The 22,063-nt window shown below is 31.5% G+C and carries 24 protein-coding genes; 15 read left to right on the plus strand and 9 right to left on the minus strand.

Annotated features, from left to right (window positions below):
• Positions 1 to 13: 13 nt before the first annotated feature.
• The 5 genes from B2989_RS02855 to htpG all read right to left on the minus strand — a co-directional run bounded on the left by B2989_RS02855 (position 14) and on the right by htpG (position 5,195).
• A complete protein-coding gene (locus tag B2989_RS02855) occupies positions 14 to 445 on the minus strand; it encodes a GldL-related protein (protein WP_145000387.1) in 432 nt (143 codons plus the stop codon).
• On the minus strand, positions 442 to 780 hold the full coding sequence (locus B2989_RS02860) for a PadR family transcriptional regulator (protein ID WP_145000385.1): 339 nt from the start codon (positions 778 to 780) through the stop codon (positions 442 to 444). The genes B2989_RS02855 and B2989_RS02860 overlap by 4 nt, the downstream gene beginning before the upstream one ends.
• A gap of 114 nt (positions 781 to 894) precedes the next feature.
• Positions 895 to 2,118 (minus strand): hypothetical protein, encoded by a 1,224-nt coding sequence (locus tag B2989_RS02865; RefSeq protein ID WP_292943860.1) that lies wholly within the window; start codon positions 2,116 to 2,118, stop codon positions 895 to 897.
• A 137-nt stretch (positions 2,119 to 2,255) separates the two neighbouring features.
• The gene (locus B2989_RS02870; RefSeq protein ID WP_292943863.1) at positions 2,256 to 3,125 is read right to left on the minus strand and encodes a DUF5694 domain-containing protein; all 870 of its coding nucleotides are present in this window, start codon (positions 3,123 to 3,125) and stop codon (positions 2,256 to 2,258) included.
• A 153-nt stretch (positions 3,126 to 3,278) separates the two neighbouring features.
• Positions 3,279 to 5,195, minus strand: a complete 1,917-nt coding sequence (gene htpG / locus B2989_RS02875) for a molecular chaperone HtpG (RefSeq protein ID WP_292943866.1) — start codon at positions 5,193 to 5,195, stop codon at positions 3,279 to 3,281.
• 246 nt (positions 5,196 to 5,441) lie between these two features.
• Here htpG and B2989_RS02880 point away from each other — a divergent pair, with 246 nt between their 5' ends.
• Positions 5,442 to 6,452, plus strand: coding sequence for a 3-oxoacyl-ACP synthase III family protein (locus B2989_RS02880; protein WP_292943869.1), 1,011 nt, complete (start codon positions 5,442 to 5,444; stop codon positions 6,450 to 6,452).
• A 402-nt stretch (positions 6,453 to 6,854) separates the two neighbouring features.
• Here the strand turns inward: B2989_RS02880 and B2989_RS02885 are convergent, their stop codons facing one another.
• Positions 6,855 to 9,299, minus strand: a complete 2,445-nt coding sequence (locus B2989_RS02885; protein ID WP_292943872.1) for an outer membrane beta-barrel family protein — start codon at positions 9,297 to 9,299, stop codon at positions 6,855 to 6,857.
• 104 nt (positions 9,300 to 9,403) lie between these two features.
• On the opposite strand from B2989_RS02885, the gene B2989_RS02890 reads away from it, so the two are divergent.
• Entirely contained in the window at positions 9,404 to 9,766 is a 363-nt protein-coding gene (locus tag B2989_RS02890; protein ID WP_292943875.1) for a CoA-binding protein, read from the plus strand.
• Here the strand turns inward: B2989_RS02890 and B2989_RS02895 are convergent.
• The gene (locus tag B2989_RS02895) at positions 9,750 to 11,237 is read right to left on the minus strand and encodes a sodium:solute symporter (RefSeq protein ID WP_292943878.1); all 1,488 of its coding nucleotides are present in this window, start codon (positions 11,235 to 11,237) and stop codon (positions 9,750 to 9,752) included. The two genes, B2989_RS02890 and B2989_RS02895, sit on opposite strands and share 17 nt — an antisense overlap.
• Positions 11,238 to 11,406: 169 nt before the next feature.
• Here B2989_RS02895 and recR point away from each other — a divergent pair, with 169 nt between their 5' ends.
• The 5 genes from recR to B2989_RS02920 all read left to right on the plus strand — a co-directional run bounded on the left by recR (position 11,407) and on the right by B2989_RS02920 (position 15,463).
• The gene (recR, locus tag B2989_RS02900) at positions 11,407 to 12,024 is read left to right on the plus strand and encodes a recombination mediator RecR (RefSeq protein WP_292943880.1); all 618 of its coding nucleotides are present in this window, start codon (positions 11,407 to 11,409) and stop codon (positions 12,022 to 12,024) included.
• Positions 12,025 to 12,032: 8 nt separating this feature from the next.
• Entirely contained in the window at positions 12,033 to 12,839 is an 807-nt protein-coding gene (locus tag B2989_RS02905) for a glycosyltransferase (protein WP_292943882.1), read from the plus strand.
• Complete coding sequence (locus B2989_RS02910) at positions 12,840 to 13,418, plus strand: phosphoribosyltransferase (protein ID WP_292943885.1); 579 nt, start codon at positions 12,840 to 12,842, stop codon at positions 13,416 to 13,418.
• A 178-nt stretch (positions 13,419 to 13,596) separates the two neighbouring features.
• Positions 13,597 to 14,034, plus strand: a complete 438-nt coding sequence (locus B2989_RS02915; protein WP_292943888.1) for a hypothetical protein — start codon at positions 13,597 to 13,599, stop codon at positions 14,032 to 14,034.
• A 115-nt stretch (positions 14,035 to 14,149) separates the two neighbouring features.
• On the plus strand, positions 14,150 to 15,463 hold the full coding sequence (locus tag B2989_RS02920) for a dihydrolipoamide acetyltransferase family protein (RefSeq protein ID WP_292943891.1): 1,314 nt from the start codon (positions 14,150 to 14,152) through the stop codon (positions 15,461 to 15,463).
• Positions 15,464 to 15,853: 390 nt separating this feature from the next.
• Here the strand turns inward: B2989_RS02920 and B2989_RS02925 are convergent, their stop codons facing one another.
• Both B2989_RS02925 and B2989_RS02930 read right to left on the minus strand, forming a co-directional pair.
• The gene (locus B2989_RS02925) at positions 15,854 to 16,279 is read right to left on the minus strand and encodes a hypothetical protein (protein WP_292943894.1); all 426 of its coding nucleotides are present in this window, start codon (positions 16,277 to 16,279) and stop codon (positions 15,854 to 15,856) included.
• Positions 16,280 to 16,327: 48 nt separating this feature from the next.
• The gene (locus B2989_RS02930) at positions 16,328 to 16,966 is read right to left on the minus strand and encodes a glutaredoxin family protein (RefSeq protein ID WP_145000356.1); all 639 of its coding nucleotides are present in this window, start codon (positions 16,964 to 16,966) and stop codon (positions 16,328 to 16,330) included.
• Positions 16,967 to 17,038: 72 nt separating this feature from the next.
• Here B2989_RS02930 and B2989_RS02935 point away from each other — a divergent pair, with 72 nt between their 5' ends.
• The 8 genes from B2989_RS02935 to ftsY all read left to right on the plus strand — a co-directional run bounded on the left by B2989_RS02935 (position 17,039) and on the right by ftsY (position 22,006).
• Positions 17,039 to 17,812: a 3'-5' exonuclease gene (locus tag B2989_RS02935; RefSeq protein WP_292943899.1), complete on the plus strand. Its 774-nt coding sequence runs from the start codon at positions 17,039 to 17,041 to the stop codon at positions 17,810 to 17,812.
• Between the two features lie 3 nt (positions 17,813 to 17,815).
• Entirely contained in the window at positions 17,816 to 18,427 is a 612-nt protein-coding gene (locus B2989_RS02940) for a fumarylacetoacetate hydrolase family protein (RefSeq protein ID WP_145000353.1), read from the plus strand.
• Positions 18,428 to 18,430: 3 nt separating this feature from the next.
• Positions 18,431 to 18,772: an Hpt domain-containing protein gene (locus B2989_RS02945; protein ID WP_145000351.1), complete on the plus strand. Its 342-nt coding sequence runs from the start codon at positions 18,431 to 18,433 to the stop codon at positions 18,770 to 18,772.
• Entirely contained in the window at positions 18,772 to 20,022 is a 1,251-nt protein-coding gene (locus B2989_RS02950; protein ID WP_292943904.1) for a competence/damage-inducible protein A, read from the plus strand. Before B2989_RS02945 ends, B2989_RS02950 begins: the two co-directional genes overlap by 1 nt.
• An 82-nt stretch (positions 20,023 to 20,104) precedes the next feature.
• Entirely contained in the window at positions 20,105 to 20,341 is a 237-nt protein-coding gene (gene rpmB / locus B2989_RS02955; RefSeq protein ID WP_028282774.1) for a 50S ribosomal protein L28, read from the plus strand.
• A gap of 27 nt (positions 20,342 to 20,368) precedes the next feature.
• On the plus strand, positions 20,369 to 20,551 hold the full coding sequence (gene rpmG, locus B2989_RS02960; protein ID WP_028282775.1) for a 50S ribosomal protein L33: 183 nt from the start codon (positions 20,369 to 20,371) through the stop codon (positions 20,549 to 20,551).
• A gap of 34 nt (positions 20,552 to 20,585) precedes the next feature.
• A complete protein-coding gene (locus tag B2989_RS02965) occupies positions 20,586 to 20,738 on the plus strand; it encodes a DUF4295 domain-containing protein (protein WP_145000347.1) in 153 nt (50 codons plus the stop codon).
• A gap of 293 nt (positions 20,739 to 21,031) precedes the next feature.
• Positions 21,032 to 22,006 (plus strand): signal recognition particle-docking protein FtsY, encoded by a 975-nt coding sequence (ftsY, locus tag B2989_RS02970; RefSeq protein ID WP_292943915.1) that lies wholly within the window; start codon positions 21,032 to 21,034, stop codon positions 22,004 to 22,006.
• Positions 22,007 to 22,063: the final 57 nt, after the last annotated feature.

Below are 22,063 nucleotides of genomic sequence, written 5' to 3' on the forward strand. Positions count from 1 at the left end.
TTTAATGTTCGTATTAAGATTGATATTTAAGTGTTTGTTCTTTATACTTATTATAAAAATATAAAGGCAATGTGATGCATATTAAAAATAGAAAGCCAGAAAAAATTAAAATGCCTGCATAAGGCCAATGCATGATTTTAAATAAGCTACCTGTAATTATTATAAACGCAGTAATAAACTCTAAAATAATAAGGACTCTGTTTCTGTTTTTTGCTGATTTAAAATACAGTTGTGCGTTGGTTTCTTGTTGTATTTGGGTAATGGATAAGTAGCCTCCAAATTGCTGAATTGCTATTTTGTAAGCCTCGTCAAAACTAAGCTGTTCTTCGTTTTCTAGATAGGTGCAAATGTGGTCCAAGATGTCTTCCTTTAAGTCTTGATTTTTTAAACCATATAACTCTAAATTTGTCGTTATGTAGTCTATATTTTGGTCTGATAGTCTCATTTTACGGTTGGTTTAGGGTTAAATATTAACGATAAGGTTTTAATAAAATCGTTAATCTGATGGCTTTGATCAATAATAACTTGCTGTCCAGATTTAGTTACAGAGTAGTATTTGCGGACGCGTTTACCAATGTAAACTTTTTCGGTTTCTAAAATATTATTGCTTTCTAACTTGTGTAAAATAGGGTATAAAGCACCTTCTGAGATGTCTATTTTACCTTTAGTCAGGTCTTTAACTTTTTGTGTAATCTCGTAACCATACATTTTATCATGCTGACTTAGTAGCTTTAAAATGATAGGTTGTAATGTTCCTTTGGTGAGTTCTTTGCTATACATATGTCAAATATACATTTTTTTACAATACATTTTAATAAAAGGTATTATTTTTTTTAATAGAAATAAAAAACCACCTGTATGAGGTGGTTTTAAATTACGTTTTTGATTTAAAGTTTATAACTGTTTTTTATAGTATTTTACTAAGTTATATAGCTCCTCATATTTATAAGGTATAATGTCATTACTAGCATATTGTTCTAGAATTGTAAATAGTTGTTTTGCTTTATCTATCTGGTTATTATCTGCTAATTCTTTAATTTTAGTTAATATTTCGTACCTGTAAAACTCAATGATATCATGCTCTTTCGGAATGTTTAAATCAATAAGTTTAGTATTGCCTAATAGATTGGTTATTGTTTTTAGGTATTGATCAAAGTCTTGTTTTTTATTTATGAAAGTTACTTTATCTAATAAAACTTCAGAATTCAAAAAAGTATTTAATCCTAAATTACCTTTTGGATCAAACCCTTTAGTGAAGTAGACACTTTTTTTAAATTGATTTTGCTTTAATATGCTTAATAATAACCTGTCTCCTCGTAATAAATAGCCATCATAACTTGAAGTGACAGTCCATTGTGCATTGTTTATGGTGACTTTTTGGTCATCCCATTTTATATAATTTATGGAATCTAATGCTTTATTAGGTATATCAAAAAGGGAGTTTTTATTTTTAGAAAGAAATCTAGGATACCAATGAGTATTTAATAAAGCTACATCTATTATGATAACGTCATTTCTATAATTTTTAACAGTTTGTAGATAATATAAAGGTAAGGTAGACATATCTCCAGATGAAATAAGTAAGGCATTTTTATCGCAGTTTTTTAAAATTTGCTGATGCGTTTTAAGGGTGTACTTGCTAAAACCACCTCTTTTTTTACCTTCTTTAAATGCCCATATAGCAGAGTCTTTTTTTTGTTCAAATAAATATTTAAGTCCCATGCTTCCCCATTCTGCTCCATTTTTATAATACGGGTTTAATGCAATTATTTCTCCTGTGTATTTTGGTGATAACTGTATTACTTTTTCTAATTGTTGACTAGTTTTATATAATAAATCTAATGTCATATCTGGTGTACCACGACCATTTTTAGCGTTTAGACGACTGTAAGTATATCCTAAATAATATCTTGCTTCTGGATGATTTGGTTTAATTAAAATGGCTTGCTCAAGCCAATCTGCAATTTGATTAAAATTGACATTGTCATAAGCTTCTCTATTTAGATTTTCTATTCTTTTAAATTCTGTTTTTGCGTCGTTTAAAAGTGTTTGGAATGTAGTTTGACCGTATCCAATAGTTATTGAAAAGTATAATAGGACTAATAAGAATTTTTTCATTTAAATATTTTCTTGGAATCAGTAATTGGCCTGATAGCTTATAAATAAGTAAAACGAAGTTCGGTAATTTTTAGGACACTAGCAAAGCCTGAAAAATTATACTTCTACTCGTGGCTTTATAATTAATAGCTATTACTTTATTTTAAGTACTCTAAGGTGTTGACCATTTCAAATTTTGGGCTTCTGTTTATAAATTCTCTTAAAAACGCTGTGTGCGCAGATCCCATGATTATAAAAACTCTATCCTTTTTAGTCATTGGTATTCTATTTAGATTAGAATATATTTTCATGTTTCTATGATAAAATTTAGCTGCATTATCTGCGCCTTCAAAATTATCCTCAGTACCAACATATAGTAATTTGTCTGCATTGGCAACTATAGATTGGTCCAGTTGTAAAGGCTCGTTAATTAATTTTAGTTTTTCTAAAACAGACAACGTCTCATAATTTTGATCACGTTTAGCCATTTCAGGATAATCTTTAAATGGCTGATTAGTGAGTTGTAAATAGGTTTTTGGATCTATAGCGTTTGTATAGTCTGGACTGGATTCAAAAAAATCGCCAACGCTATAATTATAACCCATGTGATTGTCAATTCCGTATAATTTGCTAACTGCATTTAATCGTCCTACTTCAAAACCAATCATACTAGTTTCGCCAAAACTTGTGTCTAGTTGGTCTGGGTTTTTAAGATACTTTTGATAGTCTATATTTAAGGTGTCATTTAAGCTTGGTAAATTTTCTACACAAATAATGGTAGGTTTAAATGCTGCTAGCATTTGCGCAATTTGTTTTATTTGTTTTTGGGCTTCAGGACTAGTCTCATCAAAATCTGTACTGTTAGCATCTGTGGTTTCTCCAAAATGGAAGCTTCCAAAGTTTAAGACTTTAATTTTATCGTTACTAGTTGAAACATTATGGTCTTGTTTTAATATTTCGGGTGGTGTATTTGTGTTATTACAACTTACAATAAGAAGTACATAAGCTAATAAGAGAACTTGTTTCATGTTTGATTGATTTTTTGATTGATTAGTTGATTGCTATTGTTATGTTATTGATTCATAACGAAGTTAGTTTTTAAAAACGAGATATTCAAGCATAAAAAAACCACCTATTACAGGTGGTTTTTAATTTCCGCGTAAGCGATATAATTATGTGATTTACTTTAGTAACTCGTAGCTACGTTTGATAAAGTCTGATAATTCTTTTCCTTTTAAAAGACCTTGAGATAAACGTGCTAAGTCTAAACTTTGCGTAATTAAATGCGCTTGTTTGTCTTTAGCTTCGGTATTTAAAATCTCGTTAACTAAGTCAGAGTTTGTGTTAACCACAAGGTTATACATTTCTGGCATGTTACCAAACATTTGCATTCCGCCTCCACCACCAGACGCTTGCATCTCTTTCATACGACGCATAAATTCTGGTTGTGTTATCATAAATGGTGTTGCGTTGCTATCCATTGGCTCTAACTGTACCATAAACTTTTCTGATGGGATTACGTCTTTTAATAACGCATCTAAAGCTTTAGTTTGGTCATCATCTAACTTAGAGATTACAGTTTCGTCTTTAGCAATTAATTTGTCAACACTATCTGCATCTACACGAGAAAAAGTGATGTTTTCTTTAGTAGATTCTAATTTTTGCATTAAATGCGAAACAATCGGACTATCTAATAATAAAACTTCATAACCTTTGTCTTTAGCAGCTTCAATGTAGCTGTGTTGCTCATCTTGGTTACTTGTGTAAAGGATTACTAATTTACCATCTTTATCTGTTTGCTTTGCTTTAATAGCATTAAATAACTCCTCGTAAGTATAGTATTTACCATCTACCGTTGGATATAATGCAAAAGCATCTGCTTTGTCAAAAAACTTGTCCTCAGATAGCATTCCGTATTCGATAACAATTTTAATGTCATTCCATTTAGCTTCAAACTCCTCACGATTATTATTAAATAGTGATTTAAGTTTGTCTGCTACTTTACGTGTAATGTACGAGCTAATTTTTTTAACTGCTCCATCTGCTTGTAAGTAACTTCTAGAAACGTTTAACGGAATATCTGGACTGTCAATCACACCACGTAGCATAGTTAAAAACTCAGGTACAATCCCTTCTACGTTATCTGTTACGTAAACTTGGTTTTGGTATAACTGAATTTTATCCTTTTGCATAGCCATATCCTGAGACATCTTAGGGAAGTATAAAATACCTGTTAAGTTGAAAGGATAATCCACATTTAAATGAATATGGAATAATGGGTCTTCGTGTTGTGCTGGATATAACTCTCTATAAAAGTTAGTGTAGTCCTCATTTTCTAATTCGGTTGGTTGTTTAGTCCAAGCTGGATTAGGGTTGTTGATGATGTTGTCTACTGTAATTTTTTTCTGAGGTTCAGTCGTTTCTTTACCTTCAGCATCTGTAGTCGTTTCTGGTTTGTGGTTAGGATCGTTAACATCTTTAGTTCCAAATTTAATTGGAATAGGCATAAACTTGTTATACTTATATAGTAAGCTGCTAATGCGTGCTTCTTCTAAAAACTCAGTCGAGTCTTCTGCAATATGTAAGATAATCTCAGTACCTCTGTCAGCCTTATCATGTGGCTCTAAAGTAAACTCAGGCGAACCATCACACGTCCAATGTGCAGCAGTAGTCCCTTCTTTATGAGATTTTGTAATGATTTCAACTTTTTCAGCAACCATAAATGCTGAGTAAAACCCTAAACCAAAGTGTCCGATAATTCCAGAATCTTTAGCGCTATCTTTATATTGGTCTAAAAACTCTTCTGCACCAGAAAAAGCCACTTGGTTGATGTATTTTTCAACCTCGTCTGCTGTCATCCCTAAACCTTGATCGATAATATGAAGTTTTTTACCTTCTTTATCAATTTTAACTTCGATTATTGGGTTTCCGTACTCAGACTTAGACTCTCCAATACTAGTTAAATGTTTTAATTTTAATGTTGCGTCGGTTCCGTTACTGATTAGCTCACGTAAAAAGATTTCGTGATCACTGTACAAGAATTTTTTGATTAACGGAAAAATGTTTTCTACTGAAACGTTAATATTTCCTTTTGCCATGATTTTATGTTTATTTTTTAAGTTCCGCTTAAGCGAAACCCTTCTATTAATTTCTGATTAGGTAATAGACAACAAAAATGCCAATTGCTGAAAGGTGACAAGATGACATTTAAAATAACCATAAAAGTATTATGCATGCATAACGAATAAAAAATAATTGTGAATTCGTTATTTATGAAAGCAGTAAATTGCGATACTATTTTTTTTAAACAGAAAAATAGCTTAGAATTAATAAAATTAAAATTAATGTACAATTCAAAAATTATTGGTTTAGGTAAATATGTACCTGACAACATCGTCACAAATGCCGATTTATCCAAAATGATGGATACTAATGATGAGTGGATTACAGAACGTACTGGAATAAAAGAAAGACGTTGGGTAAAAGATGGCTCTGGTGACACCACTGCAACAATGGGAGTAAAAGCTGCCAAACAAGCAATAGAACGTGCAGGAATAGATAAGGATGATATAGATTTTATCATTTTTGCAACGTTAAGTCCTGACATGTATTTTCCTGGTCCAGGTGTGCAAGTACAACACGCTTTAGATATTAAAACGGTTGGCGCTTTGGATGTACGTAACCAATGTTCTGGTTTTGTATATGCATTATCTGTTGCAGATAATTTTATAAAAACTGGTATGTATAAAAACATATTGGTAATTGGTAGCGAGCTGCACTCTCATGGTTTAGATAAAACCACAAGAGGACGTGGTGTGACTGTAATTTTTGGAGATGGAGCAGGAGCAGCAGTTTTAACTAGAGAAGAAGATACTAATAAAGGTATATTATCTACACATTTACATAGTCAAGGTGAGCATGCTGAAGAGCTTGTTTTAGTTGCACCAGGAATGGGTAAACGTTGGGTAAATGATATTATAGCAGATAACGATCCTGAGGATACTAGTTATTTTCCGCATATGAATGGTCAGTTTGTATTTAAAAATGCAGTGGTCCGTTTTAGCGAAGTGATTATGGAAGGATTAGCTAAAAATAATATGGATAAAGAGGCTATTGATATGCTAATTCCGCATCAAGCTAATTTACGTATTGCACAGTTTATCCAGAAAAAATTTGGGTTGACGGATGATCAAGTGTTTAACAATATTATGAAATATGGTAACACGACTGCAGCATCCATACCAATTGCTTTAACGGAAGCTTGGGAAGAAGGTAAGATAAAAGAAGGCGACAATGTTGTGTTGGCTGCTTTTGGAAGTGGATTTACTTGGGGAAGTGCAATTATTAAATGGTAACAATTTAAGTGCTTTAATTTACTTTTGAAGCCACTTAAATGATATAAAACGAAAAGCCAGAAACATATATTTATGTTTCTGGCTTTTTCTATTAACTAACTACTTAAACTTAACTTTATAAATCTTTGTCTTGGTTTTTTTGTGAAGACTAATTCAAATAAAAAATAAAAACGATTTACTGTCTTGTTACTATTAAGACGCCAAAAAGTGAATTTTATTACGCTGAAAATCAGTATTTAACACGTATTTAACATTGTTAAGTATATAAACTAAAAAGCGTGTTAAAAACAAAACCCCAAAGCTGATCAGGCTTTGGGGTTTTTATTTAGCAACTAACTTAAACACTAACCATTAACTGTTTATTAGCTACTAAATAACCTCTAGATGGTATTGTTTATAGGTTTACATAAATCCGCCTCCAGATTTTGTGTCATCATCTCTTTGTTTTCTTGCTTTTGCTTTATAGTTTCCGCCACCAAAACGGTACGCTAAACGTCCAGAAATTTGTTGACTTTCCCAGTTAAAACGTCCCACTTGAGCATAAGGTCTGTCTCCTTCAAATTGTGCGTACATAGTATCAAAAATATCGTTGTAACTTAAGCTAAAGCTTGCTTTGTTTTGTAAAAAGCTATAACGCATACCTAGGTTTACCATAAGCATATCATTCATTTCAAATTGAATGTTTTTATTTTTTCCGCTATACATTCCAAAAGCAGAAAAGCTAAGATCTTTTGTAACTTTAAAATTGTTAAATGCTCTAACATTCCAAACAACATTATCTATTTTAACGGTATTTAAAACAATATTTTGATTGGTGTCAAAAGACTCGGCTAAACTTTTTTGGGTTTGCGAAAACAAATCAAAACTAGCATTTAAACTCCACCATTTTGTAGGTCTGTAGTTTGAAGATAACTCGATACCATAAGCAGTAGAGTTATCAAAGTTTAGATCTGTAAAAATTAATCTATTTGTATCTGTTCTGTCAATTAATATGGCTTGTTGTATTTCGTCTTCAATAATTCTGTAAAATACTCCTGCTGTAATGCTTCCTTTTTCTAATTGTCTTGTGTAATTAGTTTCAAACGAGTTTGTAAACTGTGGACGTAACGCTTGGTTACCAAACTGAGAGATTAAAGGCGTGTTCCATTCTGGTAGTGGGTTAACCTGATTAATACCAGGACGATCTACACGTCTGCTGTAATTAAATTGGTATGCGTTTTTCTCGGATGGTGTGTAGGTTAAAAATCCAGAAGGGTATAATCTAAAATAATCATTTTCAAACGGAATGTTAGTTTGCTCATTAGACGCTAAATCTTTTTTGTAAGCCTCAGAGTCTACATTAACAGTCTCTGCACGTAAACCTAATTGGTAGCTCCATTTGTCTAGGGTTTTTCCATATGTTGCGTAAGCAGAATAGATGTCTCTAGTGTAATCAAACGTTGTTGTAGTAGGTATATATTGTCCTAATTGATTAGTTTCTCTGGCATCAGATTGATAAAAAATATTGGTATTAAACAATCGTGCTTGCAAGCCTACTTCTAGTTTTGCAGTTTCAGATAAAGGGTTGCTATAATCTAAATTTATAGTTGTGCTTTGTCTGTCTGTATCTGTGTCTTCAATAAAATTTGGACGTTGCGAGCTAAAAAAAGTGTTTTTAGTATATCCAAAACCATTGTAAGTATCATGATCAACTTCTAACTCAATACTATGACCTTCATCATTTATGTCATGCTTGTAGTTAAAGTTGTATTGTTCAGAATCGTTATCGTTGTCGTTTCTTGTAAACTGAGATTCGTTTAAAGACGGATTAGCTAAATAGTTAATACCAGAATTTACGTTAACCCAACCATCAAATAGGTTTTGATTGGTAAAGACTGAAATCGTATTTTTTTCATCTAAATAATAATCCACACCAACCTTAAATAAGTGTGATTTGTTATTATTTAAAATTTCAAATTTTTGCTGAATATCCTGTTCAATTCTGTTTATTTCACCAAAATTAAAGTTTTTAGTCACACTATTATTGTACGATCCATAGACATTAAATTTTCCGTTGCGGTAATTGGCATCAATGGAGCTGTTAAATTTAGCTTCAATATCGTGTGATAGTCCAATGTTTATGTTTCCGTTAAAGCCAATTTTTGTGTTTTTATGAAGCACAATATTTATTAATCCACTCATGCCTTCAGGATTATATTTAGCACTTGGATTAGTAATTAACTCGATACTTTTAATAGAAGACGACGGTATTTGTTTAAGTAATTGCTCTGCAGGAATGTTAGACAATTTACCATCCACCATAACTCTAACGTTTTGGTTACCACGTAAGCTAATAGATCCAGTTTGTTGGTCCACACTAACGGATGGTAGGTTGTTCATAATCTCGCTAGCAGTAGCTCCAGCAGTCTGTAAATCTTTACCAATAGTAATGACTTTACGGTCTACCTTTTGCTGTATTGTTGAGGTTTCTGCAACAATAGTCACTTCGTCCAAATTGGTTGCAGCCTCTTCTAAATTTATGGTTCCTAAATCTATTATTTTGTTGTCATTACTAATAACAATAGTTTTATTTTGAGGTAAAAAACCTAGATATTCAATAGTAACAATGTTAGTGCCTTCTGGGATTTGCTTAACTTCAAATTGCCCATCGTTATTTGTAATACCACCAGTAATTAATTTGTTATTGGTGTCTTTAACAATTACATTTACATAAGGTAAGGGTTGGTCAAGTGTTACGTCTAATACAGTACCAGTAATGGTTCCTATTTTGGGCGAATCGTTTGTGTTGTCTTGTGCTTGAATACTAAAGGCTACCAATAGTAAAGCAATGGTGAGTAGTTTTTTCATTTTTGTTTTGATTGATTGATTGATGAAACTTGGTTATGCTATAAAGACGCCTTAATTAGTAATCTGTTACGCTTGAATAACATTTATTTTAAAATTTAACATTTATGAATAAGAAAACTTTAGTACTTGGCGCTTCATTAAAGCTAGATAGATATAGCAACATTGCGTTACGCAAATTGGTTAAGTATAATCATGATACTGTGGCTTTCGGGATGAAAGCAGGAGAGGTGGTTGATGTTACCATTGATACGCAATTACAACATTATGACGCTTTAGATACTGTAACATTATATTTAAATCCTTCACGACAAAAAGACTACTACAATTATATAGTAAGCCTAAATCCAAAGCGCGTAATATTTAATCCTGGTACAGAAAATCCAGAATTATATCAAATATTAAAAGTAAACGGAATAGACTATGAGGTTGCTTGTACTTTGGTATTATTATCTACAAATCAGTATTAGGTTTCGCTTTCGCGGAAATTAAATACAGGCCTAAACAAGTTATAAGTCCATTAAGAGGAAGGATTTCCCAATGGAAGGCGTATTTACCAATAAAACTATCCGGAAAGTTTGCAGGAAGCTCTGTAATAAAATAGGTAATTAGTATGGAAGCCAAGCCAACAATCCAAGCATAGTTGTCTTTAATGCTTCGTTTGGTAAGTATACCAAAAGTAAATAATCCTAATAAAGGACCATAAGTAAAGGTTGCAAATTTAAAAAGGTTATTAACGACGCTTCCTTCTAATTCATTAAAAATAACAACAACAATAATCAGTAATAAAGAGACACCAATATGTACTTTTTTTCGTAAAGGTTTTTGTTCGGCTATTGGCAGTTTTTCAATATTTAAAAAATCTATCGAAAACGATGTTGTTAATGAGGTTAACGCACTATCTGCACTACTATAAGCAGCAGCAATAAGTCCAATTAAAAAGGTGATTTGTAATCCTAGACCTAACCCTTGATTCATTGCTATTTCAGGAAACAATAAATCGGTACGTACTTTACCATCTACCTCAGGTATTGAAACGCCAAACTGCTCTGAATAAATAAAAAGCAAAGCACCTAATGATAAAAATATAACATTAACAAAGACCAATAGTACAGACATGCTAAACATATTTTTTTTAGCATCTTCAGGATTTTTACAGGTTAAGTTTTTTTGCATCATATCTTGATCTAAACCAGTCATAGCGATGGTAATAAAAATTCCGCCAATAAAATATTTCCAAAAATAAGTACTGCTATTTACGTCATCAAAAAAGAATAGTTGACTTTTTGATTTAAAAGACGCTTTACTAAAAACCTCAGTTATGGACCAGTCTAATTTGTTTACAATTAAAAATATAGCCACAATTACAGAAGTTAACATAGCTAAGGTCTGCAAGGTGTCTGTCCAAACAATTGTTTTAATACCACCACGATTAGTATACAACCAGATTAATGCAATGGATATAACTACGGTTATCCAAAACGGAACACCTAATTTTTCAAAGACAATATATTGCATTGCTAAAGCCACTAAAAACAATCTAAACGCAGCGCCTGTAACACGAGATAGCAAAAAGAAAAAGGCACCAGTTTTATAGCTTACTATTCCAAAACGTTGTTCTAGATATTGATAAATAGATGTTACGTTAAGCCTGTAATACAACGGTAAAAGTACTAGTAATACGATTAGATAACCCACAAAAAAACCAAAAACCCCTTGCATATAGGCAAACTGTTGTCCTGCAATCAAACCAGGAACAGATATAAATGTTACACCAGATAGTGATGCGCCAATCATACCAAAAGCGACAACGTACCAAGGGGATTGTTTTTTACCTTTAAAAAACACGTCATTTGAGTCGTCTTTACCTGTAAAATAAGAGATTAAAATTAGCACTCCAAAATAGGCTGCTATTAATAATAGTATTTGTATTGAAGTCATAAAAGGGTTTTATCAGTGCCAAAGTACAAAATTACTAAAAGGACTTTAGTTTATAACACTTAAAAGTTTTTAGGTAAGTAAAATTGTTTAGAAAAGGTTGTTGAGTATTAGTGTATTCTTAACAAAAATAAATTCGTGAATCATTAGTAAAAACCTTAATTTTGTGGCTATGGAATTTTCTTCAAAACTTCTTGAAAATGCAGTAAACGAAATCTCGCAATTACCAGGTATTGGTAAGCGTACAGCTTTGCGTTTAGCCTTGCATTTGTTGCGTCAACCTAAAGAGCACACACATAATTTAAGTCATGCCTTATTAAATATGGTAAATGACTTAAAACTATGTAAATCATGCCATAATATAAGTGATAACGAACTATGCGATATTTGCTCTAATCCATTAAGAAAGGATGATGTCGTGTGTGTTGTGGAGGATATTAGAGATGTGATGGCTATAGAAAATACAGCGTCACATAAAGGGCTTTATCATGTTTTAGGTGGTAAAATATCGCCAATGGATGGTGTAGGTCCACATGATTTAAACATCCCTAGTTTGATCCAAAAAGTAAAAAGTGGACAGGTTAAAGAGTTGATTTTTGCTTTAAGTCCAACTATGGAAGGTGATACAACCAATTTTTATATTTACAAGCAAATTAAGGATTATAGTATAGAAACATCAACGATTGCTAGAGGAATCTCAGTTGGTGATGAGTTGGAATATGCAGATGAAATTACCTTAGGACGAAGTATAATTAATAGAATTCCGTTTGAGTCTTCATTAAAATTATAAGCTAATAAATGGAGCATCAATTAGCCATTTTATTGCCTCACTACAATAATATTGAAGGGTTAACTGCTACATTACATTCTTTATTAACCGAAACGGAACCGTTTACATTAATTATTATTGACGATGGTAGTAATAACCAGAAGCAAATAGATGGCGTAATAGCTTCGTTTAAGTCCAAGATTGATATTACCTTATTAAAGCAACCAAAATGTCTTGGTGTAACTGCAGCCTTAAATAATGGTTTAAATTATATTCTAAACCAACCTCATTTTAAATATATAGCAAGACTAGACGCAGGAGATAAGTGTATTAATAATAGATTAGCAAAACAACTGCAGGCATTACAATTAGATCCCAAGTTAGGATTAGCCTCTAGCTACGTTACTTTTATAGCAAAGGATAATAGCTTTTTATTTAATTTTAAACCACCATTAACTCATAATAAATTACAAGAAGCCATTTATAAATACAACCCATTTATCCATCCTGCTGTAATGTATAAGACGGAAGTTGTTAAAACTATTGGGTTGTATCCAGAAAATTACCCAGCTCTTGAAGATCATGCTTATTTTTTTAAAGTAATTAAACATTTTAAAACTATGGTTCTGCCAGAGTTATTGTTAGAGTATGAGGTTAATCCAAATAGTATTTCTAATTTAAAAAGAAAGCAGCAAACTAAAAGTAGAATTAAACTACTTAAGGATAATTATAATTATACATTTACTGCAACTTTAGGTTTGGTTAGAGCTTTTGCGACTAGTCTGATACCTAAAAGTATTTTACTATACTTTAAAAAAACTTTTTTTTATAAATAAATGAAAGTACTAACATTAAATACTGAAACTTTTGAAAAAGAGAGTCTCAAATTAATTTCTAAACTTGAAGTTAATCCAGATTTAGTTGTTGGTATATTGTCAGGAGGAGGTCATGTGTTGGAAGCTATCAAACAGCATCCCAATGTAAAAAGTAGTTTATTTGAAGTAGTAACCTTACAAAGACAATCTACAAATGTTAAACAGCGCTTTTTAAAACCTGTTTTATCCATATTACCATATTCTATCTTAAATTGGCTTCGTATTTTAGAGTCTAATAGTGTGAAAGCTAAAATTTCTAATTTAAATTTAGAAAAATTACAGGATAATACTATAGCATTTGATACAAGAAATACAATAGCAAAACCCATAAAAAACATTCTTATTATAGATGATGCTATAGATAGTGGAAAAACCATGTTTGTTGTTAAAAGTAATTTGCAGCAAAAGTTTCCTAAAGCAAAAATAAAAATTGCAGTATTAGCTTGGACAATTGATAGTTCAATAATAAAACCAGATTATTATTTATATAATAACACATTATTAAGATTTCCTTGGTCCAATGATTATAAACGAAAATAAATCAAATAAAAAAGTTATTGTAGTAGACTTGGATGGTACGTTGTATAGCGTTAATACCTTTCACTTTTTTATCAAATATTTGGTGCGTTTTAGTATAAAAACATTTAATGTTATACTGCTTTTTAAGCTTGTAAAAGCTATGTTTTTAAGGTTGTTTGGCTTTATTAATCACTCTAAAATGAAATATATTATTTTAAAGGCAATTAAAGGAAATAATAAAATAAATTATGAAGCTTTTGTGTCTAGTTTGTCAAATTATAAAAACCATTTAAAAGTAATTGAAGAAACCACATTTGATATTAAAATTTTAGCAACTGCAGCGCCAAATTGCTATTCAAAAATCATTGCTTTAAACGAAGGGTTTGATGTTTGTTTGGCAACTAACACACCAGAAAAAAACTATAAATCCGATTTTGAAAATGTTAGAGAAGTTAAAAAGCAGGCAGTTACCACTTATTTAAAAACATTAGGCAGTAAACACATTGATACTGTAATAACAGATCATTTTGATGATTTACCATTAATTAAGATAGCTCAACACGTTATTTTAGTAAATCCCAATAAAGAGACTAAAAATATCTTAAAACAAAACCAAATATTTTTTAATATTGTATAATAAAAATACTATTAACGTTTTTTTAAGTTGATGTTTTAAACTTATTTAACCGTTTGATTGATTTTTTTATTAATTTTGCAATTCAACACAGTAAAAAGACTATTAGATTATTAATATGGCAAGATTTGAACTTAAATTACCAAAAATGGGAGAGAGCGTTGCAGAAGCAACGATTACCTCATGGTTAAAAGAAGTTGGTGACACTATAGAAGCAGATGAGGCAGTTTTAGAAATTGCAACAGATAAGGTAGACAGCGAAGTACCAAGTGAGGTTGACGGTGTTTTAGTAGAAGTACTATTTAATGTGGACGATGTGGTTCAGGTTGGTCAGACCATAGCTATAATTGAAACAGAAGGAGAAGGAGGTGCTACAACCGAAGCTGTTAAGCAAGACAATAGTCCTGCTCCAGAAACAGAAGCAGTAAAAGAAGTATCTAAAACGGTTGAAGTTGCGCAACAAGCAGCAGCTCCAATAGCATCAAACGATGATCGTTTTTATTCGCCATTAGTAAAAAATATGGCTAAAGCAGAAGGTATTTCACAATCAGAACTAGATGCAATTACAGGAACAGGAAAAGATGGTCGTGTTACAAAAAATGACATGGTTACTTATCTAGAAAATAGAAGTAGTCAACCAGCTAAAGCAGCAGCACAACCTGCTACTTCAGCACCTGCACCAAAACAACAAGCTAAACCTCAGGCTCCAATGCAAGTTGCTGCTGGAGATGAAGTTATTGAAATGACTAGAATGGGTAAATTAATTGCTCATCATATGGTAGAGTCTACTCAAACTAGTGCACACGTACAAAGTTTTATTGAGGCAGATGTTACTAATATCTGGAACTGGCGTAAAAAAGTTAAGGATAGTTTTGCAAAACGCGAAGGTCAAAACTTAACCTTTACTCCAATATTTATGGAAGCTATTGCTAAGGCGTTACGCGACCATCCAATGATGAATATTTCTGTTCAAGGAGATAAGATTATCAAAAAGAAAAATATTAATCTTGGTATGGCAGCAGCTTTACCAGATGGTAATTTAATTGTTCCTGTTATTAAAAATGCAGATCAATTAAACTTAGTAGGTATGACTAAGCAAGTAAATGATCTTGCTGGACGTGCTAGAGAAGGTAAGTTGGCACCAGATGATATCCAAGGTGGTACTTATACAGTAACTAACGTTGGTACTTTTGGAAGCATCATGGGTACACCAATTATTAGTCAACCGCAAGTTGGTATCTTAGCTTTAGGTGCAATACGTAAAGTACCTGCTGTAATTGAGACGCCAGATGGAGATTTTATCGGAATCCGCTATAAGATGTTTTTATCGCACAGTTATGACCATAGAGTTGTAAATGGAGCCTTAGGAGGACAATTTGTTAAATCTGTTAAAGATTACTTAGAGTCTTGGGATAAAAACAGAGAGATATAAATAACATAAAGTATTTTATAAAAAAAGCACAATCATTTGATTGTGCTTTTTTGTGTTTAATAACATTAGGTTATAATAGTAAGCATCTTATAAATGTGACCATAGCATGTAGGCTAAAAATAGCAGATGGATAAGTAATGTGATTTTGGCAAACCGTTTTAAATTTGGTTTATGTATCCAAATGGTAGAAACTATAGAGGTTAGTGTTAAAACAACTAACGTTATGTCCAGTTGGTTAATGTTTTTAAAAAGATTAAACCAACCGTTTAAAAAAGAAAGCTGTCTATCCGTTTGATTACTATAAGTATTAAAAACAAATATCCAGGCACCTATATAATACACATTTAATAACGCGACTAAGCTAGAAAACAGTCTGTTAATCCTCATGCCTTATTTATTAATTGTATTGTCGGTAATAATTTGTATTAATTGATCAGTATCAGATGTGTTAGTATTGCTCATGTCTACAGTAAACGTGTTGTCTATTTGGTAGACCGTTAAGTTATTATTCTCAAACGTATGATATTTAAATTTTGAAAAAGTTAATCGGTGTTCTTTAAAATAACTATTAATCCTAATAGTCATTCCTAATTTGTTCCATTGCACATAGTTTTTTCTAAAAACTTTATTCAAAAAATAAAGTGCAAAAAGTATGTATCCAAAACTTTGTATTCTTTTAATCCAAACGCCATCAATTGCATCAGTAGCCTGAAAAATAAAACCTGAAAAGATGCATAATAGTGCCACTATAAAAACAGTTTTAGATAACCACGAATTCTTAAAGTTAGAAAGGTTGTCAAAGTATATTTTTTTCATAATAGGGTAAGAATAATTAATTTAAAACCAATTAGGTAGCAGTGTTTGTTAATTTAGTCCTTCGCGTAAAGCTTGAATAAACTCGTCTAAACTAGTGATATTGTTGTAAAGTTTGTCATCAATCTTTAAAATAGGGATTTGGCTAAAGTCACTTTTAGAATTAATGGATTTAAATTCTTTAATTATTTTATCATAATGTGTTGTGTCTTTATCTAGGTTATATTCGGTGTAATTAATCTTGTTTTTTGTTAATATGTGTTTAGCATCAGGACAAATCGTGCAGTCGTCCTTAGTGTAAAGTGTGACCTCTTTGTTATGCAATGCTCTGTCTAATTTAAAATCTATAATTTCAAAATCTTTATCAATCTCTAGGCTATAAGACACTTCGTTTACCACTAAAATGTAGGTGTATTTTCCTTCGGTATTATTTAGCTTCACCATGGTTAATACACGTTTTTTGCTATTACCAGGAATAGTCTCTAAAATCGGACGTTCACTACTACGTCTAAAATCATTAGTTTCAACTTTTAAAAAAACATCATAAGATATGGAGTCGGTATTTTCAATATAAAGCTCGTATCGTTTTCCTTTTACCTCTTCTTTTATAGAGACATGTTTATGATTGTTCTGGGAATAAACAGTCATGGTAGTAAAAGTGATAAGCAGCAGTATAAGGTTTCTAATCATTTTCAAAGTATTACAAAGTAAAAGTAACAGATTAGAATTATATTTGCATAAACCATACCAATAAAATCTTTTATGTCATTAAACTTAACAAAACCAATTTGCTTTTTCGATTTAGAAACTACAGGAATCAATATTACCAACGATAGGGTTGTAGAGATTTCTATATTAAAAGTGTTTCCTAACGGAAATAAAGAGAGTAAAACCTGGTTAGTTAATCCAGAAATGCCAATTCCAGCTGTGGTGTCTGCAATTCATGGAGTTACTGATGAGAGAGTTGCCAACGAGCCTACATTTAAGCAATTGGCACCAGAGATTAATTCGATGATTAAAGATGCAGATTTAGCAGGCTTTAATTCTAATCGTTTTGATATTCCGCTTTTAGCGGAAGAAATGCTGCGCGCAGATTTAGACTTTGACATGAAAGGTCGTGTTGCTGTAGATGTGCAAACAATTTTTCATAAAATGGAACAACGTACTTTAGGTGCTGCGTATAAGTTTTATTGTGATAAAAGTTTAGAAAATGCACACACTGCAGAAGCGGATACGTTAGCAACATATGAGGTTTTAAAAGCTCAGGTAGAGCGTTATGACGAACTTGAAAATGATACAAAATTTTTAGCCGAATTTAGTTCTCGCAAAAAATTTGCAGATTTTGCAGGTTTTATAAGTTATGATAAGGAAGGACAAGAAGTGTTTTCTTTTGGAAAGCATAAAGGCAAATTGGTGACAGAGGTTTTAGACAAAGAGCCTGGATATTTTGGATGGTTACTTAATGCAGATTTTCCGTTGTACACTAAAAAAGTGCTGACAGCAATTAAATTAAGAGCTTTAAATAATAAATTTTAAAATATGAAATTAATTTGCATAGGTCGCAATTATACAGACCATATCAAAGAGTTAGAAAACGAAAAACCTACAGATCCTGTAGTGTTTATTAAGTCTGATAATGCCATACTTTTAAAAAAACAACCTTTTTTTATTCCAGATTTTTCTAATGATGTGCATCATGAAGTAGAGGTTTTGGTTAAAATTACCAAACTAGGAAAACATATTGATAAAAAATTTGCTCATAAATATTATGATCAATTAAGTGTAGGAATAGATTTTACTGCTCGTGATTTACAAAAACAATTAAAAGAAAAAGGTTTACCATGGGAAAAAGCTAAATCTTTTGATGGAGCTGCAGTAATTGGAAAATGGATTGATAAGTCAGAATTTTCTGATGTAGATAGTTTAAATTTTAGGTTAGAGAAAAACTCAAGTGTGGTTCAAACCGCAAACACAAGCCTTATGCTTTGGAAAATTGACGAATTGATAGAATATGTCTCAAAATATTTTACTTTAAAGATTGGAGATATTATATTTACGGGAACACCTTCAGGAGTTGGCAAGGTAGTTGCCAATGATAAATTAAAAGGTTATCTAGAGGATAAAGAACTATTTTCTATAACAGTTAAATAATACATGGAACAACATTACAAACTACATAGACTAAAAGAATTAGCAGACGACGATCAAGAGTTTATTTTAGCTTTAGCTTCAACATTTATAGATGAAGTACCAAGTGATGCTAAAGTGCTTAAATTGGCAGTAGAAAACAAAAATTATCTATTGACTTATCAAACAGCACACAAAATGAAACCTACAGTTGATATGTTTGAGTTAGGTATACTTGACGATATAATTGAGGTGCAAGATTGGGGTAAATTTGAAAAAAAAGAGATCGATATTACCGATAAATTAAACATCGTTTTAGCTGCTATTGATAATGCAACTAACGAGATTATTCAAGATTTTAATTTATAATGCAAGCAGAAATAATTACCATTGGTGACGAGATTCTAATTGGGCAAGTAGTAGACACAAACTCAGCATTTATAGGTAAAGCACTAAACTCTATTGGTGTTTCTGTTTATCAAATTACCTCTATTCAAGACGATAGAGAGCATTTGTTAAAAGCATTTGCTGAAGCAGAAAATAATGCAGATATTATCATTATAACAGGTGGATTAGGTCCAACAAAAGATGATATAACAAAGCATACTTTAGCAGATTATTTTGAAGATACTTTAGTTCAAAATGATGAGGTTTTACTCCATGTAGAGCAGTTATTTAAAAAGTACATCAACCAACCCATTTCCGAAATTAATAAAAAACAAGCATTAGTGCCAACTAAAGCAAAAGTGCTAATGAATAGGTTTGGAACAGCTCCAGGTATGTGGTTAGAAAAAGGAAATAAAACCTTTATTTCTTTACCAGGTGTGCCATACGAGATGAAAGCATTGATAGATAATGAAGTGCTACCTAATTTAGTCAAAAAGTATAAACGACCATATATTTTGCATAAAACCATACTAACCTATGGATTAGGTGAAAGCGTAATTGCAGAACGTATAGAAGCTATAGAAGACGCACTTCCAAAACATATTAAATTAGCCTATTTGCCAAGTTTAGGTAAAGTAAGATTGCGTTTATCAGGAAAAGGTGAGGACGAGGCTAATTTAGCTTTAGATATTCAAGTTGAAATTGATAAAATATTACCATTAATTCAAGATGTTTTTGTCGGATTTCAGGATAATGATGAAGGTTTAGAGCTAAGTATTGCAAGACAATTAACAAAAAAAGGACAAACTTTAGCGTTAGCGGAAAGCTGTACAGGCGGAAAATTAGCAGAGCAATTTACGTCACATTCTGGTGCTTCACAATTTTTTAAAGGCGCAATTGTTAGTTATGCCACACAGACTAAAATTGATCTTTTAGGTGTTCCAGAAGCGTTGATAAATCGTCATTCTGTGGTCAGTTTAGAGGTTGCAGAGGCTATGGCAACCAATATTAGAAAAATAATTAAAACAGATTACGCTGTTGCTACAACAGGTAACGCTGGACCAACAAAAGGAGACTCTGACGCAGAGGTTGGAACTGTTTTTATAGCAATAGCTTCAAAAAACGGAGTAAAGGCTTATAAATTTAACATGGGAAACCATAGAGAACGCGTCATAAATAAAACAGTAAATAAGGCTTTAGAGTTGCTTCAAAAAGAAATTTTTGAAAATTAATTATTTAGCTATTGCCAAATAGTAAATAATTAGTATATTTGCACCTCGATTTTTAATAACATATTTTTAAAGTTATAAAGTAATGTCAAGAGTTTGTGAACTTACAGGAAAGAAGGCAATGGTTGGAAACAACGTGTCTCACGCGATGAATAGAACAAAGCGTACATTTGATGCTAATTTGATAAAAAAGCGTTTTTATCTTCCAGAAGAGGATAAGTGGGTAACTTTAAAAGTATCTACATCAGCATTAAAAACAATCAATAAAATAGGTATTGCTGCTGCTTTGAAAAAAGCTAGAGCAAACGGATTTATAAAATAATTACCCAATTAGGTAAATTAAAGTATTATGGCAAAGAAAGGTAATAGAGTACAAGTAATATTAGAGTGCACAGAGCACAAAGAGTCTGGAAAGCCAGGAACGTCTCGTTATATTACAACGAAGAACAAAAAGAACACTCCTGATAGAATGGAAATTAAAAAATTCAATCCTATCTTGAAGAAAATGACCGTACACAAAGAAATTAAATAATATTCCCTTTAAGGAATACTAAAACATATAAGTCATGGCAAAGAAAACCGTAGCATCTTTACAGACATCGTCTAAAAGATTATCAAAAGCAATTAAAATGGTGAAGTCTCCAAAAACTGGAGCTTACATGTTTGTTGAATCAATTATGTCACCTGAATTAGTAAAAGATTTCTTAGATAAGAAATAATTTTACTCTATTTTAATATAGTATTAAGCTGCTTACCTTTGGAAAGTGGCTTTTTTGTTTTTAAAATATTACGTTACTTTACATTATAGAAATATGACAATGTAGCAGTCCTGTAAATTAGGCTTCATAATTGTTATGTTGATTATTATATAAAGTGATTAATAGTATACAACATTAATTTAAAGTTGTAAAATATACATTTATAAGTGATAGATTTACTTATAATTATTACAGTATATTAAACCTTGATCTCTTTTTAGGGATCAGTATATAAACAAAAACAATAATTTGAAATGAGTTTTTTTAAAAAAATATTTTCTTCAGAAAAAAAAGAAACCTTAGATAAAGGCTTAGAAAAATCAAGTACAAGCTTTTTAGGTAAATTAAGTAAAGCTGTCGCTGGAAAGTCTAAAGTGGATGATGCAGTTTTAGATAATTTAGAAGAAGTATTAGTCTCAAGTGATGTTGGTGTTAATACCACTTTAAAAATAATAGAACGTATTGAAGCTAGAGTATCTAAGGATAAATATCTTGGTACAGATGAGCTTAATAGAATATTACGAGAGGAAATTGCTGGCTTACTGTCAGAAACTAACTCTGGTGAAGATACAGAATATAAAATTCCGCAATTACCTAAACAGCAAGATGGATCTAAGACACCTTATGTTTTAATGGTTGTTGGTGTTAATGGAGTTGGTAAAACAACCACTATTGGTAAATTAGCTTATCAATTTAAAAAACAAGGGTTAAAAGTAGTTTTAGGTGCAGCAGATACTTTTAGAGCTGCAGCTATTGATCAATTACAAGTTTGGGCAGATCGTGTAGATGTACCTATGGTACGTCAAGATATGGGAAGCGATCCAGCTTCAGTTGCATTTGATGCCTTACAATCTGGAGTTAATCAAAATGCAGATGTTATTATTATTGATACTGCTGGTCGTTTACACAATAAGGTTAACTTAATGAATGAGCTTACTAAAGTTAAACGTGTCATGCAAAAAGTTGTTGGTGATGCACCACACGATGTATTATTAGTTTTAGATGGTAGTACTGGTCAAAATGCTTTTGAACAAGCCAAGCAATTTACTGCTGCAACAGAGGTTACAAGCCTTGCAGTTACTAAATTAGATGGTACTGCTAAAGGTGGTGTCGTAATTGGTATAAGTGATCAATTTCAAATTCCTGTAAAATATATTGGTGTTGGAGAAGGTATTGAAGATTTGCAAGTATTTAATAAGTTTGAGTTTGTAGATTCTTTCTTTAAATAAGCATGTCTTTTAATTCCGATCGAATTTTTAGAATTATTACTGTATTTATTATACTTT

Origin of the sequence: Olleya sp. UBA1516 (assembly GCF_002323495.1) — a bacterium.
GTDB lineage: Bacteria > Bacteroidota > Bacteroidia > Flavobacteriales > Flavobacteriaceae > Olleya.

Coding starts and splice junctions, on each gene's coding strand:
- B2989_RS02855 (WP_145000387.1), bottom strand. CDS start 445: ATGAGACTATCAGACCAAAATATAGACTACATAACGACAAATTTAGAG.
- B2989_RS02860 (WP_145000385.1), bottom strand. CDS start 780: ATGTATAGCAAAGAACTCACCAAAGGAACATTACAACCTATCATTTTA.
- B2989_RS02865 (WP_292943860.1), bottom strand. CDS start 2,118: ATGAAAAAATTCTTATTAGTCCTATTATACTTTTCAATAACTATTGGA.
- B2989_RS02870 (WP_292943863.1), bottom strand. CDS start 3,125: ATGAAACAAGTTCTCTTATTAGCTTATGTACTTCTTATTGTAAGTTGT.
- htpG (WP_292943866.1), bottom strand. CDS start 5,195: ATGGCAAAAGGAAATATTAACGTTTCAGTAGAAAACATTTTTCCGTTA.
- B2989_RS02880 (WP_292943869.1), top strand. CDS start 5,442: ATGTACAATTCAAAAATTATTGGTTTAGGTAAATATGTACCTGACAAC.
- B2989_RS02885 (WP_292943872.1), bottom strand. CDS start 9,299: ATGAAAAAACTACTCACCATTGCTTTACTATTGGTAGCCTTTAGTATT.
- B2989_RS02890 (WP_292943875.1), top strand. CDS start 9,404: ATGAATAAGAAAACTTTAGTACTTGGCGCTTCATTAAAGCTAGATAGA.
- B2989_RS02895 (WP_292943878.1), bottom strand. CDS start 11,237: ATGACTTCAATACAAATACTATTATTAATAGCAGCCTATTTTGGAGTG.
- recR (WP_292943880.1), top strand. CDS start 11,407: ATGGAATTTTCTTCAAAACTTCTTGAAAATGCAGTAAACGAAATCTCG.
- B2989_RS02905 (WP_292943882.1), top strand. CDS start 12,033: ATGGAGCATCAATTAGCCATTTTATTGCCTCACTACAATAATATTGAA.
- B2989_RS02910 (WP_292943885.1), top strand. CDS start 12,840: ATGAAAGTACTAACATTAAATACTGAAACTTTTGAAAAAGAGAGTCTC.
- B2989_RS02915 (WP_292943888.1), top strand. CDS start 13,597: ATGAAATATATTATTTTAAAGGCAATTAAAGGAAATAATAAAATAAAT.
- B2989_RS02920 (WP_292943891.1), top strand. CDS start 14,150: ATGGCAAGATTTGAACTTAAATTACCAAAAATGGGAGAGAGCGTTGCA.
- B2989_RS02925 (WP_292943894.1), bottom strand. CDS start 16,279: ATGAAAAAAATATACTTTGACAACCTTTCTAACTTTAAGAATTCGTGG.
- B2989_RS02930 (WP_145000356.1), bottom strand. CDS start 16,966: ATGATTAGAAACCTTATACTGCTGCTTATCACTTTTACTACCATGACT.
- B2989_RS02935 (WP_292943899.1), top strand. CDS start 17,039: ATGTCATTAAACTTAACAAAACCAATTTGCTTTTTCGATTTAGAAACT.
- B2989_RS02940 (WP_145000353.1), top strand. CDS start 17,816: ATGAAATTAATTTGCATAGGTCGCAATTATACAGACCATATCAAAGAG.
- B2989_RS02945 (WP_145000351.1), top strand. CDS start 18,431: ATGGAACAACATTACAAACTACATAGACTAAAAGAATTAGCAGACGAC.
- B2989_RS02950 (WP_292943904.1), top strand. CDS start 18,772: ATGCAAGCAGAAATAATTACCATTGGTGACGAGATTCTAATTGGGCAA.
- rpmB (WP_028282774.1), top strand. CDS start 20,105: ATGTCAAGAGTTTGTGAACTTACAGGAAAGAAGGCAATGGTTGGAAAC.
- rpmG (WP_028282775.1), top strand. CDS start 20,369: ATGGCAAAGAAAGGTAATAGAGTACAAGTAATATTAGAGTGCACAGAG.
- B2989_RS02965 (WP_145000347.1), top strand. CDS start 20,586: ATGGCAAAGAAAACCGTAGCATCTTTACAGACATCGTCTAAAAGATTA.
- ftsY (WP_292943915.1), top strand. CDS start 21,032: ATGAGTTTTTTTAAAAAAATATTTTCTTCAGAAAAAAAAGAAACCTTA.